General features: G+C 70.3%; 15 protein-coding genes. 6 read left to right on the forward strand and 9 right to left on the reverse strand.

The features are described 5' to 3' along the window. The first annotated feature begins 61 nt into the window (after window positions 1-61). Complete coding sequence (locus DEI96_RS04650; RefSeq protein WP_111022616.1) at window positions 62-1,360, forward strand: citrate synthase; 1,299 nt, start codon at window positions 62-64, stop codon at window positions 1,358-1,360. Between the two features lie 130 nt (window positions 1,361-1,490). On the opposite strand, the gene DEI96_RS04655 is transcribed toward DEI96_RS04650, so the two are convergent. The 3 genes from DEI96_RS04655 to dapD form a co-directional block, all read right to left on the reverse strand. Continuing rightward, on the reverse strand, window positions 1,491-1,667 hold the full coding sequence (locus DEI96_RS04655; protein ID WP_181440459.1) for a hypothetical protein: 177 nt from the start codon (window positions 1,665-1,667) through the stop codon (window positions 1,491-1,493). 25 nt (window positions 1,668-1,692) lie between these two features. After that, entirely contained in the window at window positions 1,693-2,247 is a 555-nt protein-coding gene (locus DEI96_RS04660; RefSeq protein ID WP_111022617.1) for a hypothetical protein, read from the reverse strand. Window positions 2,248-2,356: 109 nt separating this feature from the next. Beyond that, complete coding sequence (gene dapD, locus DEI96_RS04665) at window positions 2,357-3,322, reverse strand: 2,3,4,5-tetrahydropyridine-2,6-dicarboxylate N-succinyltransferase (RefSeq protein WP_111022618.1); 966 nt, start codon at window positions 3,320-3,322, stop codon at window positions 2,357-2,359. Between the two features lie 184 nt (window positions 3,323-3,506). Between dapD and dapE the strand changes: the two genes are divergently transcribed. The 4 genes from dapE (at window position 3,507) to DEI96_RS04685 (ending at window position 6,970) form a co-directional block, all read left to right on the forward strand. Beyond that, window positions 3,507-4,589 carry a succinyl-diaminopimelate desuccinylase gene (gene dapE, locus DEI96_RS04670; protein WP_071404160.1) on the forward strand — a complete coding sequence of 361 codons (1,083 nt, stop codon included), beginning with the start codon at window positions 3,507-3,509 and terminating at the stop codon, window positions 4,587-4,589. Beyond that, window positions 4,574-5,818 carry a hypothetical protein gene (locus tag DEI96_RS04675; protein WP_111022673.1) on the forward strand — a complete coding sequence of 415 codons (1,245 nt, stop codon included), beginning with the start codon at window positions 4,574-4,576 and terminating at the stop codon, window positions 5,816-5,818. Before dapE ends, DEI96_RS04675 begins: the two co-directional genes overlap by 16 nt. A 147-nt stretch (window positions 5,819-5,965) precedes the next feature. After that, window positions 5,966-6,136 carry a DUF3117 domain-containing protein gene (locus DEI96_RS04680; RefSeq protein ID WP_017887054.1) on the forward strand — a complete coding sequence of 57 codons (171 nt, stop codon included), beginning with the start codon at window positions 5,966-5,968 and terminating at the stop codon, window positions 6,134-6,136. A gap of 114 nt (window positions 6,137-6,250) precedes the next feature. Continuing rightward, window positions 6,251-6,970: an AAA family ATPase gene (locus DEI96_RS04685; protein ID WP_111022619.1), complete on the forward strand. Its 720-nt coding sequence runs from the start codon at window positions 6,251-6,253 to the stop codon at window positions 6,968-6,970. A gap of 27 nt (window positions 6,971-6,997) precedes the next feature. Here the strand turns inward: DEI96_RS04685 and DEI96_RS04690 are convergent, their stop codons facing one another. Beyond that, window positions 6,998-7,630, reverse strand: coding sequence for an O-methyltransferase (locus DEI96_RS04690; protein WP_017887052.1), 633 nt, complete (start codon window positions 7,628-7,630; stop codon window positions 6,998-7,000). A gap of 64 nt (window positions 7,631-7,694) precedes the next feature. Here DEI96_RS04690 and DEI96_RS04695 point away from each other — a divergent pair, with 64 nt between their 5' ends. Continuing rightward, entirely contained in the window at window positions 7,695-8,063 is a 369-nt protein-coding gene (locus DEI96_RS04695) for a twin-arginine translocase TatA/TatE family subunit (protein ID WP_111022620.1), read from the forward strand. A gap of 99 nt (window positions 8,064-8,162) precedes the next feature. On the opposite strand, the gene DEI96_RS04700 is transcribed toward DEI96_RS04695, so the two are convergent. From DEI96_RS04700 to DEI96_RS04720, 5 genes are all read right to left on the reverse strand, one after another. Continuing rightward, complete coding sequence (locus DEI96_RS04700; protein ID WP_111022621.1) at window positions 8,163-9,461, reverse strand: carbohydrate-binding protein; 1,299 nt, start codon at window positions 9,459-9,461, stop codon at window positions 8,163-8,165. A 163-nt stretch (window positions 9,462-9,624) separates the two neighbouring features. After that, window positions 9,625-10,473: a class I SAM-dependent methyltransferase gene (locus DEI96_RS04705; protein ID WP_111022622.1), complete on the reverse strand. Its 849-nt coding sequence runs from the start codon at window positions 10,471-10,473 to the stop codon at window positions 9,625-9,627. 9 nt (window positions 10,474-10,482) lie between these two features. Further along, entirely contained in the window at window positions 10,483-11,643 is a 1,161-nt protein-coding gene (locus DEI96_RS04710; RefSeq protein ID WP_111022623.1) for a P-loop NTPase, read from the reverse strand. Then, window positions 11,636-12,133 carry a DUF1003 domain-containing protein gene (locus DEI96_RS04715; RefSeq protein WP_042539423.1) on the reverse strand — a complete coding sequence of 166 codons (498 nt, stop codon included), beginning with the start codon at window positions 12,131-12,133 and terminating at the stop codon, window positions 11,636-11,638. The genes DEI96_RS04710 and DEI96_RS04715 overlap by 8 nt, the downstream gene beginning before the upstream one ends. Window positions 12,134-12,185: 52 nt before the next feature. Beyond that, entirely contained in the window at window positions 12,186-13,505 is a 1,320-nt protein-coding gene (locus DEI96_RS04720) for a magnesium transporter MgtE N-terminal domain-containing protein (protein ID WP_027464574.1), read from the reverse strand. Window positions 13,506-13,545: the final 40 nt, after the last annotated feature.

Consider the following 13,545-nt stretch of genomic DNA (forward strand, 5'->3'; position numbering starts at 1 on the left):
CGTGACTGACACTGCCAATGACGCTCAGAAGACGGCCACACCGCCCACCACGCCCGTCCCCGTGAGTCCCGCCGCCGAACAGCAGGGCGCGACCGCGACGCTGACGTTCCCGGGTGGCACGGCGGAGTTCCCGATCCTGCAGAGCGTCGACGGCGCGTCCGCGATCGACATCTCGACCTTCAAGAAGCAGACCGGGATGAACACGCTCGACTACGGGTTCGTGAACACCGGTGCGACGAAGAGCGCGATCACCTACATCGACGGCGACCAGGGGATCCTGCGCTACCGCGGGTACCCGATCGACCAGATCGCCGGCAACTGCACCTTCCTCGAGGTCGCGTGGCTCCTGATCTACGGCGAGCTGCCGACCCCCACCGAGCTCGAGCAGTTCGACGCCCGCATCCGTCGGCACACCCTGCTGCACGAAGACCTCCGCCGCCTGTTCGACGCCCTGCCGCACTCGGCGCACCCGATGTCCGTGCTCTCGAGCGCCGTGAGCGCCCTGTCCACGTACTACGAGGACGACATGGACGTGGACGACCCCGAGAAGGTCGAGCTGCAGACCGTCCGGCTCCTCGCCAAGCTCCCGGTCATCGCCGCGTACGCCCACAAGAAGGCCATCGGGCAGGCGTTCCTGTACCCGGACAACTCGCTGTCGTTCGTCGACAACTTCCTGCGGCTGAACTTCGGCACCATGGCCGAGACCTACAAGCCCAACCCGGTGCTCTCGAAGGCGCTCGAGCGGCTCCTCATCCTGCACGAGGACCACGAGCAGAACGCCTCGACCTCGACGGTGCGCATGGTCGGCTCGACGAAGGCGAACATGTTCGCCTCGATCTCGGCCGGCATCAACGCCCTGTACGGCCCGCTGCACGGCGGTGCGAACGAGGCCGTGCTCGAGATGCTCCAGCAGATCAAGGACTCGGGCGAGCCCGTGACGCGCTTCGTCGAGCGGGTGAAGAACAAGGAGCAGGGCGTCAAGCTCATGGGCTTCGGGCACCGCGTCTACAAGAACTACGACCCGCGCGCGAAGCTCGTCAAGGAGTCCGCGCACGAGGTCCTCGAGTCCCTCGGTGTGCAGGACGACCTGCTCGACATCGCGATGGAACTCGAGCAGATCGCGCTCGAGGACGAGTACTTCGTCAGCCGCAAGCTCTACCCGAACGTCGACTTCTACACCGGCATCATCTACAAGGCGATGGGCTTCCCGCCGCGGATGTTCACCGTCCTGTTCGCCATCGGTCGCCTGCCGGGCTGGATCGCCCAGTGGCGCGAGCTCAACAACGACCCGCTCAACAAGATCGGTCGCCCGCAGCAGCTCTACGTGGGTGCGCCCGAGCGCGACGTCCCCGGGCGCTGAGCGCTCGCGCGCTTGGTGAGCAACAATGGTCGGGTCCTGCGAGAGGACCCGACCATTGCTGCTCACCATGTGACGGGAAGGAGGCCCGGTGCCGGTCTTGCGGACCGGCACCGGGCCTCCAGGCATCGTTTCAGGGCCGCTTCCGGTGATGCCGGATCGCGGTCCCGGTGATCAGGATCGCGGCGAAGAGCGCGACCGTCCCCAGAGCGTTGCTCGTCCACAGTCCTGCCGTCGCTGGAGACGTCGTGACGACGACGGCGAACGCCACCAGGCAGATGCTGACGGCGGTCGCGACGAGTAACTGCATCAGCTGACTCCGACCGGTCGTGGCCTCACACACATCGGGGATTCCGTGAGCCGTTGAAGGGGTAGACACGGAGGGACTTCGATCCGCATCGAATCCCGTTGGTGGTCACTGCCCACGTCGCAGCGGCGATGATCGCTCCGGCCACCACGCAGAACGTCCCGGCGCTGATGGCGCAGACACCTGCGCCCAGCGCCCAGCCAGCACCGCTGATGATCGCGGACTGATCAGTCGCGTTGAAGGAGACGTAGGTTCCGTACTTGTCGCTGCCCGCACCGAGACGAGCTCGAGGATCGCCCTGCACGATGTCGAACGAGAAGCCGTCTCCCAGCTCGATGGTGGTCGTGCGCGCGCCGTCACGCCCGATCCGCTCGTCGATGACGTACCCGCTGGCGCGGGCTTCAGCGACGGCGACGTCCAGTTGCTCCGGCGTGACGTCCGTCTGCGGTTGTGTTGTCGACTGACCGGCCGCGCTGCTGGGCGCGGAGCGGTCGACTGCTTGCGCGGACGGCGCGACGAGCACGCTCGACGCGATGATCGCGACGGTCGCCCCGAGCGTGATGCCGGTGGTGCGAAGTGACATGTTCTCCCCTTGGCTCGCAGCGCCGCGACAGTGCGACGCTGACCTCACCGTACCGAGGTGAAACGTGACGTGCAAGAGGAGAAATATCAGGCTGTGGAGCCCTCGAGCGCTACGCGTGCAGCGCGGTGTTCAGCTGGATGCCCTCGCCCTTGCGCTGCAGCGCCTCGACGGCGCCGCTGATGCTGTTGCGGCGGAACAGGATGTTCGGGGTGCCGGAGAGCTCGGCGGCCTTGACGGTCTTCGGGGTGCCGTCGGGGTTCGGTGCCGCGCCGACCAGCACCACCTTCGTGCCGGCCGTGACGTAGAGCCCGGCCTCGATGACGGAGTCATCGCCGAGTGAGATGCCGAGGCCCGCGTTCGCGCCGAGGAGCGCGCGTTCCCCGAGCGAGACGCGGTGGGTGCCACCGCCGGACAGGGTGCCCATGATCGAGGCGCCGCCGCCGATGTCCGTGCCGTTGCCGACGACGACGCCCTGCGAGACGCGGCCCTCGATCATCGCGTCGCCGAGGGTGCCGGCGTTGAAGTTCACGAAGCCCTCGTGCATGACGGTCGTGCCCGGCGCCAGGTGTGCGCCGAGGCGGACGCGGTTGGCGTCGCCGATGCGGACGCGGTCCGGCACGACGTAGTCGAGCAGGCGCGGGAACTTGTCGATGGCGTGCACGGCGATGCCGGCGCGCTGCAGGGACGGGCGCAGGCGCGTCAGGGAATCGGGGTGCACCGGGCCGGCGTTGGTCCACGCGACGATCGGCAGGTGGCCGAAGACACCGTCGAGGGAGACCTCGTTCGGGCGGACGTGCAGGTGGCTCAGCAGGTGGAGGCGGAGGTACGCGTCCGGGGTGCTCGTCGGAGCGGCGTCGATCGTGATCTCGGTGGTGACGGCCTCGATCCGGACCTCGCGGCGCGGGTCGTCACCGACGTGCGCCTGCAGCTCGGCGGGGAACACGGCGTCGGAGGGCAGCGGGCCGAGGTGCGTCTCCGGGTACCAGGTGTCGAGCGTCGTGCCGTCGGCGGCGATCGTCGCGAGGCCGTGGCCCCAGGCGTGGGTCGGGCGGTCGGAGGCAGTCGTGTCGGTCACGGCTCCAGGGTACCGAGCGGCCGTCGGCGGGCACCGTCCGGCCGGACGGCCGGGGCGGTGGGGTCGCGACCGTCCCGACTGCCGGGTCGGTGGGGTTCCCGACCGTCCGGACTGCCGGGTCGGTGGGGTTCCCGACCGTCCGGACTGCCGGGGCGGTGCGAGGGGCGGCCGGTAGGCTGCCCGCATGCCGGAGCACCTCGACCTCACCGCCTCGTCCATCGACATCACCCGTGCCATCTGCGACATCGAGTCGGTGTCCGGCAACGAGCAAGCCCTCGCCGACGCGATCGAGGCCGTGCTCGCACCGCTGCCGCACCTCGAGGTGATCCGCGACGGCGACGCGATCGTGGCGCGGACGAACCTGGGCCGCGACCGCCGCGTCGTCATCGCCGGTCACATCGACACGGTGCCGCTCAACGACAACCTGCCGACCGAGTTCCGGACCACCGAGGACGGCACCGAGATCCTCTGGGGTCGCGGCACCGTCGACATGAAGGCCGGCTGCGCGGTGCAGCTCAAGCTCGCGTACGACCTCGTCGACCCCTCGGTCGACGTCACGTGGGTCTGGTACGACCACGAGGAGGTCAGCGACGCCCTGAACGGCCTCGGCCGCCTGGCCCGGACGCGACCCGAACTCCTCACCGCCGACTTCGCGATCCTGGGAGAGCCGTCCGGGGCGCAGATCGAGGGTGGCTGCAACGGCAACCTCCGCGCCGAGATCCGCACGTTCGGCAAGCGATCGCACAGCGCCCGGAGCTGGATCGGCGACAACGCGATCCACAAGACCGCCCCGATCCTGGCCACCCTGGCCGCCTACGAGCCCCGCACCGTCACGGTCGACGGGCTCGAGTACCGCGAGGGCCTGAACGCCGTCGGCATCAGCGGCGGCATCGCGGGCAACATCATCCCCGACGAGGCGATGGTGCACGTGAACTACCGGTTCGCTCCCTCGCGCTCGGCCGACGAAGCCGTCGCCCACATCCGCGAGCTGTTCGACGGGTACGAGGTCACGATCGTCGACCTCGCCGCCGGTGCCCGCCCCGGGCTCGACGCCCCGCTCGCGCAGGACTTCGTCGCGGCCGTCGGCGGACCGGAGCCCCGTCCGAAGTACGGCTGGACCGACGTCGCACGCTTCTCGGCGCTCGGGGTCCCCGCGGTCAACTACGGGCCCGGCGAGCCGGTCTTCGCCCACCACGACGACGAGCAGGTCCCGGTCGCGCAGATCACCGCGGTCGAGGCCGGGCTGCGTCGGTGGCTGACGGCCTGACGACGGCGGGGGTCACCCGGAGGACCCCTGCTCGGAACCGCTGGCGGGCCCGGTACCGGGTCGTCCCGTGGTGGGTGCGCATCACGGTCGTCTACGTGCTGGCGCGGCTCGTCACGGGCGCGATGATGCTCGCCTTCGCCCGCGTGCAGGCGGCGAACTCGTTCACCGTGCAGAGCCCGGGGTACCTGTCGTTCGCGTCGATCTGGGACGGCGCCTGGTACCGCGTGATCGCCACGGGCGGGTACCCGTCGACGCTGCCCGTCGACGCCGCGGGGCACGTGACCGAGAACGCGTGGGCGTTCATGCCCGCGTACCCGTTCCTGGTGCGCGGGCTCACGCTGCTCACCGGAGCGTCGTTCGAGTTCGTCGCGGTCTCGGTGTCGTTGCTCGCCGGACTCGGGGCCGCGCTGGTGTTCCGCCGGCTCATGGGACGGTTCCTCGACCCCGCGCGGGCGACGTTCGCCACGGTGCTGTTCTGCGTCGCACCGGTGTCGGCGATGTTCCAGGTGGCCTACGCGGAGTCGATGGGTCTGTTCCTGCTGCTCGTCGCGCTGCTGCTCATGGTGGATCGACGGTGGTGGGCGATGCTGCCCGTCGTGCTCCTGCTCGGCATGACCCGACCGACGGGGCTCGCCTTCGCGTTCCTGGTGGTGCTCTTCGTGGCCGCGTGGGCGATCCGTCCGGCGTGGGTGCGCTCGTCGGAACCGCTGACCCTCCGCCGGCTCGTCCCACCCGCGGTGGTCGCCACGGTGTCGGGTCTGGTCGGTCTGGCCTGGCCGGCCATCGCGTGGGCGGTCACCGGCGCACCGAAGGCCTACACGGACACCGAGCTCGCCTGGCGGTCGTCGTACATCGGGTGGAAGGAACTCGTGCCGTTCGCGCCGTGGGTGCAGGGGTTCGGGTGGTGGTTCGGGCAGCCGGCCGGCACGGTGCTGCTCGTCGTCGTGCTCGTCGGGTTCGCGGCGTTCGTGTGCATGCCCGCTGCGCGCCGGATCGGCATCGAGCTGCGACTCTGGGGCGTGGCGTACCTGGTGTACCTGCTGGCGGTGTTCTTCCCGCAGTCGAGCACCTGGCGCATCCTCGTGCCGATCGCGCCGTTGCTCGGCATCGTGGCGCTGCCGCGGTCGCGGGTGTACCGCGTGGCCGTCGTCGTCGCGTTCGTCGGGCTGCAGTGGGTCTGGCTGTACTACACGTGGTGGATCGACGGCTACGACTGGACCCCGCCGTGATCGATGCGGGACGCGTGAGGCCCGTGGATCCGCGTTCTGCGGAGCATCAGAACGGCGCATCCGACACCCCCAACCTGGGCGGTTTCGCAGTTGCCCCCTCCATACGGGATAATGGGACAGCATTTACTGCACGAAAGGGGACATCTGATGGCAGCCATGAAGCCGAGGACCGGTGACGGGCCGATGGAGGCTGTTAAGGAGGGTCGACTCATCATCGTGCGGGTTCCGCTCGAAGGTGGAGGCCGCCTGGTCGTCTCGGTCAACGATGCCGAGGCCAAGGAACTCCACGACGCACTCGCTGAGGTCGTCTCGGCCTAGTACGTCGAAGCACCAGAACGGAAGGCCCGGAGCGTGTACGCTCCGGGCCTTCCGTCTGCCCGCCGGTAGCGGGCGTCCACACGCGGTGTCGGTCGGCTCCGGCAGGATGGGGCCGTGCCGAGGACGAGACTGCCGATCCGCCGCGTCGAGGAGTACGCGCCCGACCCGATGCCGCGCAGCGTCTGGCCGGCCACGCTCGCGCCCGTGCGGCAGCTGCTCGACGACGGGCTCGACCTCGCTCCGGTGACGGTGCTGGTCGGCGAGAACGGTGCCGGCAAGTCCACCCTGGTCGAGGCGATGGCGCTCGCCTTCGGGATGGGGCCCGAGGGTGGTTCGACGAAGTCCGGGCACAGCACCCGCCCGAGCGAATCGCAGCTCTGGGAACACATCGCCCTGCACCGGGAGCCCGGAGCGGTGCGGTCCGGCTTCTTCCTGCGCGCGGAGACCATGCACGGGGTCTTCACCTACCTCGAACAGCACCCCGGGGGAGCCGAGCCACTGTTCCACGAGCGGAGCCACGGTGAGTCGTTCCTCGACTTCGTGATCCACCGGTCGCAGTGGCCCGGGCTCTGGATCCTCGACGAGCCGGAGTCCGCGCTGTCGTTCTCGGGGTGCCTGGCGCTGATCGGACTCCTGCAGTCCATCGTAGAGACGGGCGTCGGCCAGGTCGTGCTCTCGACCCACTCACCTGTGCTCGCCGCGTTCCCCGGGGCCGAGATCCACGAGGTCGGCGAGTGGGGCCTGCGGCGCACCGAGTGGAGCGACCTCGACCTGGTGCGGAACGAGCGTGCGTTCCTCGAGTCGCCCGAGCGGTACCTGCGGCACCTGGACTGACCTGCGCGAGCGCCGGCGGGTCGAGCGCTAGTTGGTGACCTTCGTCAACTGCAGCAGCCCGTCACCGGCGGGCGACAGCGCGCTGCGCACCGCACCCGAGGTCGACACCTCGGTCAGGAGCAGCCGGAAGTCCGTGGTGGCGCGGTCGCGCTTCACCGGGTCGGCCACGCGTCCGCGCCACAGGGCGTGCGGCACCAGGACGGTGCCACCCAGGCGGGCGAGCCGCAGACCGTGCTCGACGTACTCGATGACGTGCTCGGGGTCGGCGTCGACGAGCACGACGTCGTACGAGGCCTCGTTCATGCGGGGGAGCACCTGGTTCGCCCGACCGGGGATGAGCCGGATCCGTGCGGGAGCGGTGCCGGCGCTGATGTAGGCGTCGCGGGCGAACTGCTGGTGGTCGACCTCGACGTCGATCGTCGTCAGGGTCGCGTTCGGGGCGCCGGCGAGCAGGTACAGGCCGGAGACCCCGAGGCCGGTGCCGATCTCGATGATGCTCGTGGCTCGCGAGGCTGCGGCGATGACCCCGATCTGCGCACCGATCGCGGGCGAGATCGCTTCGACCCCGAGTTCCAGGGAGTGCTCACGAGCACGGGCGATCGCCTCGGTCTCCGAGACGATGTCCTCGGCGAACTTCCAGTTCGACTCTTTCTCTGACACGCACACTCCGTTCGGGAGACAACTCTAGAGGTGCAACGCAGCAGCACGCGTTAGGCTCGCTCGCGTGGACATCCCGCTCGACAAGATCCTGATCATCGGGGTCATCGGCGTCCTCTTGCTCGGGCCGCAGCGCCTGCCGATGTACGCCCAGAAGCTGGCCGAGTTCGTCAAGGCCATCCGTCGGTTCGCCGACACCGCGAAGGAGCGGATGCGCGACGAGATGGGCCCCGAGTTCGACGACATCGAGTGGCAGAAGCTCGACCCGCGCCAGTACGACCCGCGCCGCATCATCCGAGACGCCCTGCTCGACTCCGGTTCCAGTGCGGCCGCGGTGCAGACCGCGCAGGTGACGGCCTCCAAGGTGCGCGCGACGGCTCCCGTCGTGCCCCTGGCCGCCGGTGAACCGGCACCCTTCGACGCCGAGGCGACCTGACGCCCGTCACGTCCCCATCTGACGGACTGGAGGCCCGGTGCCAGCTGGCACCGGGCCTCCCGTCCGTCACGGGGTCGCGTCGCGACGCCCGGTCCTTCCCTACTTGAAGGCCGCCAGGAAGCGGTCGGTCCAGGCGAGGGCCGTGGTGCCGGCCACCGAGCTGCAGGTGGGTGACGCGGTGCTCTGCGCCGTCGGGCAGGGGGTGTCGCGGTCGAGCGACCAGGTGTGCACGCCCGCGAGCCCGTGGGACTTGGCGTACGCGGCGACGGTGTCGGCATCCGCGAGGGTGAAGACCTCGTCAGAGGTGTCGTTGACGCCGATCATCGGGGTGACCTCGATCTTCGACGAGGCGATCCCGTAGGTGTGCTGCAGGTTTGTGACCGCCTGGATCGTGGACTGCCCCATCTGACACGTCGACCCGACGATCACGCAGTTGGCCGTGGTCGCGCGTCCGAAGTCCATCGTCATGAGGTTGATCGTGTAGTTCGTGAGCGCCGAGGCCTTGATCGCCTTGACGGTGGCGTCGCCGGTGCTGTTCAGTCCACCGAACGAGCCGTCGGACGCCGCCAGCGTGGCGAGCGTGAACGAGAAGCGCAGGCCGGGGTACTTCGCCTGCGCCAGGGCCGCTGCGCTCACCAGGTTCTGCACGTCCGCGGCCGATTGCCCGCTCTCGATGTCGAAGTCGACGCCGATCATGTGCGGCGAAGCGTAGCGGGCGATGAAAGACTGCAGCGCGGTGCCGGAACACTTGAACGAGCCTGCGGCGCCACCGGTGCTGACGATGTAGTTCACGCCGGCAGCGTCGAGCTTCGCGATGTTGGCGCTGGCGAACGCGTCGGCGGCCACCCCGCCCCAGTTCTCGCTGCCGCAGGTACCGGTGGCGAAGGCGAGCGTGATGGCCTTGAGGCCGGGCTCCCGCGTCGACACGAGGCTGTTGCTCGACCCGACGACCGGGATCCGCGTGCCGGTGACCGCGGTGTTCATGACGTTCGTGTTCCAGTCGAGGTTCACGGTGATGTCCTTGTACGGGCTGAAGACCAGACCGCTCGCGGTGCCGGTGCTGCCGTTGCCGGGCGTGGTGGTCCCACCGCCGCCAGGGGTGGTGGTCCCGCCGCCGGTGCCGCCACCGGTGCAGGTGCCGGACGACGTCCACGGCTGGCCGCTGCCGGTCGCACCGGAGTGGGTCGCCGGTTCGTCGCCCTGGGTCCACCAGTTCGCGGTGTAGTTCAAACCGTTCTCGCTGACGGTGGCTCCGCCGTTGTAGGCGGTGCCGGCGCTCCAGGCGGTCGCGCAGGTCGTCGCGGCGAGGGCTGGCGCCGCTGTGAGCGAGCCCCCTGCGACGATGACGGCGGCGATGGTGGCCACGAGGCCCGATCGCACGCGGGTGTTCTGGTTCACACGGTTCTCCTGTCCTCGGTCGGACGTCGTCGTCCGGCGGGTGGAGCCCTCACGTCACATTCCGCAAGGGCATTGTGTAATGCCCCTGCATAATGCGCCGGGGTAGAACGCCCTGTCCATGAACGAACGCACAGGATGCGCCGAACGGACCAGGGGAGTCAGGTCAGTCGCGGGTGGCGACGATCGTGTAGGTGGTCGGCATCCGGTCGCGGTCGTGCTCCGGCCAGGCCCACGAGCCGGTGTCGGTCTCGACCATGCGGGTGCTGAAGCGCCACGGCAGGGTCCGGCCCTCGTCGAGCCGTCGGAGCCGCAGCCCGGCACCGAGCAGGGCGTTCACGATCTCGGACAGCGGGTGCGGCCACTCGAAGGTCCGGGTGTTCGCCACGGTCCCGTCACCGACGTAGGTGCCGGCGTCGTCCCACTGCTGCGCGGTGCCGTCCGGGAAGTACCGGTACCGGGTGACGAGGTCGTCGGCGTCCTCGTCGAGGGCGTACAGCGCCGGGTGTCCGTCGCGGATGAAGAACACCCCGCCGGGGCGGAGCAGGCCGGCGACCTGCGCAGCCCAGCGGTCGAGGTCGGGGAGCCAGCAGATCGTGCCGATGCTCGTGTAGACGACGTCGAAGTCGCCGGTGACGGCGGCGCGGGCATCGAGGACGTCGGTCTCGACCCAGGTGATGTCGAGGCCGAGGCGTGACGCGAGTCCGGCGGCCGAGGTGAGGGCGGCGGGGGAGAAGTCGACGCCGGTCAGTCGGGCGCCCTCGCGGGCGAGCGACACCGTGTCGGTGCCGATGTGGCACTGCAGGTGACAGACGTCGAGGCCTGTGAGCGAGCCGTTCGGCAACCAGGGCGTCAGGGCCGGCAGGTCCTCGCGGACGACGTCGGAACGGTGGCCGGGGTCGGCGAGGGCGTCGATCGCGTAGGCGCCCTCGTGGATCGGCACCCGGTCGTCCCAGTTCGCGCGGTTGGTGGCGCGTGCGTGCTCCCAGTCGACGTCGACGTGATCGGTGCTCATGCCCCGAGCCTAGGACAGCGACAACCCGAGCTTCCGGCCGGCGAGCCCGCGTCCCATCGTGGTGATCCGGTCGGCGATCGCGGTCAGGGCCACGGCGGACGGGTCCTCCGGGGCGCCGAGCACCACCGGCACGCCCGCGTCGCCGCCCTCGCGCAGCGGCACGGACAGCGGCACGCTGCCGAGCACCGGGACGGGGTCGTCCTGCCCGCGGGACAGCCGTGCGGCGGTCTCGGCGCCACCACCCTCGCCGAACAGGTGCAGGACCGAGCCGTCGGGCTGCACGAGCCCGGCCATGTTCTCGACCACGCCGATGACCCGCTGCCCGGTCTGCCGGGCGACGATCCCGCTGCGCTCGGCGACGTCGGCCGCGGCGGCCTGCGGGGTCGTGACGACCAGGACCTCGGCGTGCGGCAGCAGCTGCCCCACCGAGATCGCGACGTCGCCGGTGCCCGGCGGCAGGTCGAGCAGCAGGACGTCCAGGTCGCCGAAGAACACGTCGGTGAGGAACTGGTTCACGGTGCGGTGCAGCATCGGTCCGCGCCACGACACCGCGGTCGACACGTCGTCGACGAACATGCCGATCGACACGACCTTCACGTCGTGCGCCACCGGCGGCAGGATCATGCTGTCCACGCGGGTCGGACGAGGTGCGACCCCGTGCTCGTCGGTCAGGCCCATCAGGCCGGGCACGCTGAAGCCGTGCACGTCGACGTCGACGACCCCGACCCGCAGGCCCCGGCGGGCGAGCGCGACGGCGAGGTTCACGGTGACGGTGGACTTGCCGACGCCGCCCTTGCCGCTCGTGACGGCGATGACGCGCGTGAGCGAGTCCGCGGTGAACTGGATGCCCTTGGGACGGCCGGCTCGCAGCCGCTCGGTCAGCGCGGCACGAGTGGCCGGGGCCATCACGGACACGTCGACCTCGACGGCGGCGACCCCCGGGACGGACCCAGCGGCGACGCGGACGTCGCGCTCGATGGTGTCTGCGGCGGGGCACCCCACGATCGTGAGCTGCAGGTCGACGCGCACCGCGCCTCCTGGCTGCACGTCGACACCACGGATCATGTCGAGCTCCGTGACGGGGCGGCGGATCTCGGGGTCGATGACGCGGCCGAGCGCAGCGAGGACCGCCGTGCCGAGCTGATCGTCGGTGGGGACGGGGTCAGCCACGGGTGGAGCTGTCGTGTTCGTCCGCGTAGCCGGCCTCGTCGGCGTCGCGGCGGTCGAGCTCCTCGAGCAGGGAGCGGAGCTCGGCGCGGATGAAGTCCTTCGACGCCATGTCCCGCATCGCCAGGCGCAGGGCCACGACCTCGCGGGCCAGGTACTCGGTGTCGGCCAGGTTGCGCTCGGCGCGCTGGCGGTCCTGCTCGAACTGCACGCGGTCGCGGTCGTCCTGCCGGTTCTGCGCGAGCAGGATCAGCGGGGCGGCGTACGAGGCCTGCAGCGAGAGCACGAGCGTCAGAGCCGTGAAGCCGATGGCCGCCGAGTCGAACTGCCACGGCTTCGGCGCCAGGGTGTTGTAGCCCATCCAGACCACGCAGAACAGCGTGAGGCCGATGAGGAACCACGGCGTGCCCATCCCGCGGGCGATGCCCTCGGTCGCACGACCGAAGGTGTCCCCGCGACCACGGCGGCGGCTGGGCAGCACACGCGTGCGCATGCCCTTGGGGGAGTCGAGCCGGACCTCTTGGCGGTCACGGTCGCGACGGTTGTCATCCGTTCGGGCCACGGGTGGTCCTCCTTCCCGTCGTCACGGGTGTCCTGCGCGGGCGTTGGCGTGGAAGCGGTGAGGGTTCCCCCTCGCCCTGACTTCGCCAGTCGTCCGGCAGGACGTGGTCGAGGACATCGTCGATCGTCACCACCCCGACGAGACGGTGGGCGTCGTCGACCACGGGGACGGACAGCAGGTTGTAGGTCGCCATGATGCGGGTGACCTCGGCGGCGCTCGCGTCGACCCGGACCGGTTCGGTCTGCTGGTCGATGAGCGTGCCGAGCCGCTCGTTCGGTGGGTACCGGAGCATCCGCTGGAAGTGCACGAGCCCGAGGAACCGACCGGTCGGCGGCTCGTACGGCGGCAGGGTGACGCAGACGGCGGCGCCGAGCACCGGTGCGAGCTCGTGGCGGCGGACCAGCGCGAGGCCCTCTGCCACGGTGGCGTCGGCCGAGACGATCACCGGTTCGGTGGTCATCAGACCACCGGCGGTGTCCGGCTCGTACTCCAGGAGCATGCGGACGTCCTGCGCCTCCTCCGGCTCCATGAGCTGCAGGAGGGCTTCGCTCCGCTCGTCGGAGAACTGTGCGAGGACGTCGGCCGCGTCGTCCGGCTGCATCTGGTCGAGGACGTCGGCGGCACGGGCGTCGACCAGCCGGGTGAGGATCTCGATGCGCTCCTGGTCGGGCATCTCCTCGAGCACGTCGGCGAGGCGGTCGTCGGGCAGTTCCTCGGCGACCTCGAACCGGCGCTCGGCGGGCAGGTCGAGCAGCGTCGACGCGAGGTCGGCGGGCAGCAGGTCGGAGTAGGCGGCGATGACGTGCTCGGCTGACTGGGCCTCGCCGGGGAGCTCGTCCTCGGTGACCTCGTTCCACGTCGCGAACGTCGTGGGGCCCTTGCCGAACGGCGACGGCGTGGTCTTCGGCTTGCGGAGGAAGAGCTGCGCGACCTCCCAGTCGCCCTGCCCGCGGTCCTCGATCGCGACGTCCTCGATCGTGGCGCGGATCCGCTGGTTCTTGATGAGCACCTTGCGGCCGAGCATCTCGGCGATGACGCGGACCTCGCCGCCGCGCTGCTCGAAGCGGCGCATGTTCACCAGGCCGGTCGTGATGACCTGCCCGGCACCGATGGAGGTGATGCGGCCGATGCTCACGAAGATGCGGCGCTTGCCGGGCACCTCGACGATCAGCCCGACGACGTGCGGGGGATCGGCCCGGCGGTAGACGACCAGGACGTCCCGGACCCTGCCGACGCGGTCGCCCGCGGGGTCGAAGACGGAGCACCCGGCGAGGCGGGCGACGAAGACCTTCGTGGCGCTCACCCGACCCAGCGTAGTCGCTCGGGTGTGGGCGTTCGCTCGC

This window comes from Curtobacterium sp. MCLR17_031 (assembly GCF_003234775.2).
GTDB classification, from domain to species: domain Bacteria; phylum Actinomycetota; class Actinomycetes; order Actinomycetales; family Microbacteriaceae; genus Curtobacterium; species Curtobacterium flaccumfaciens.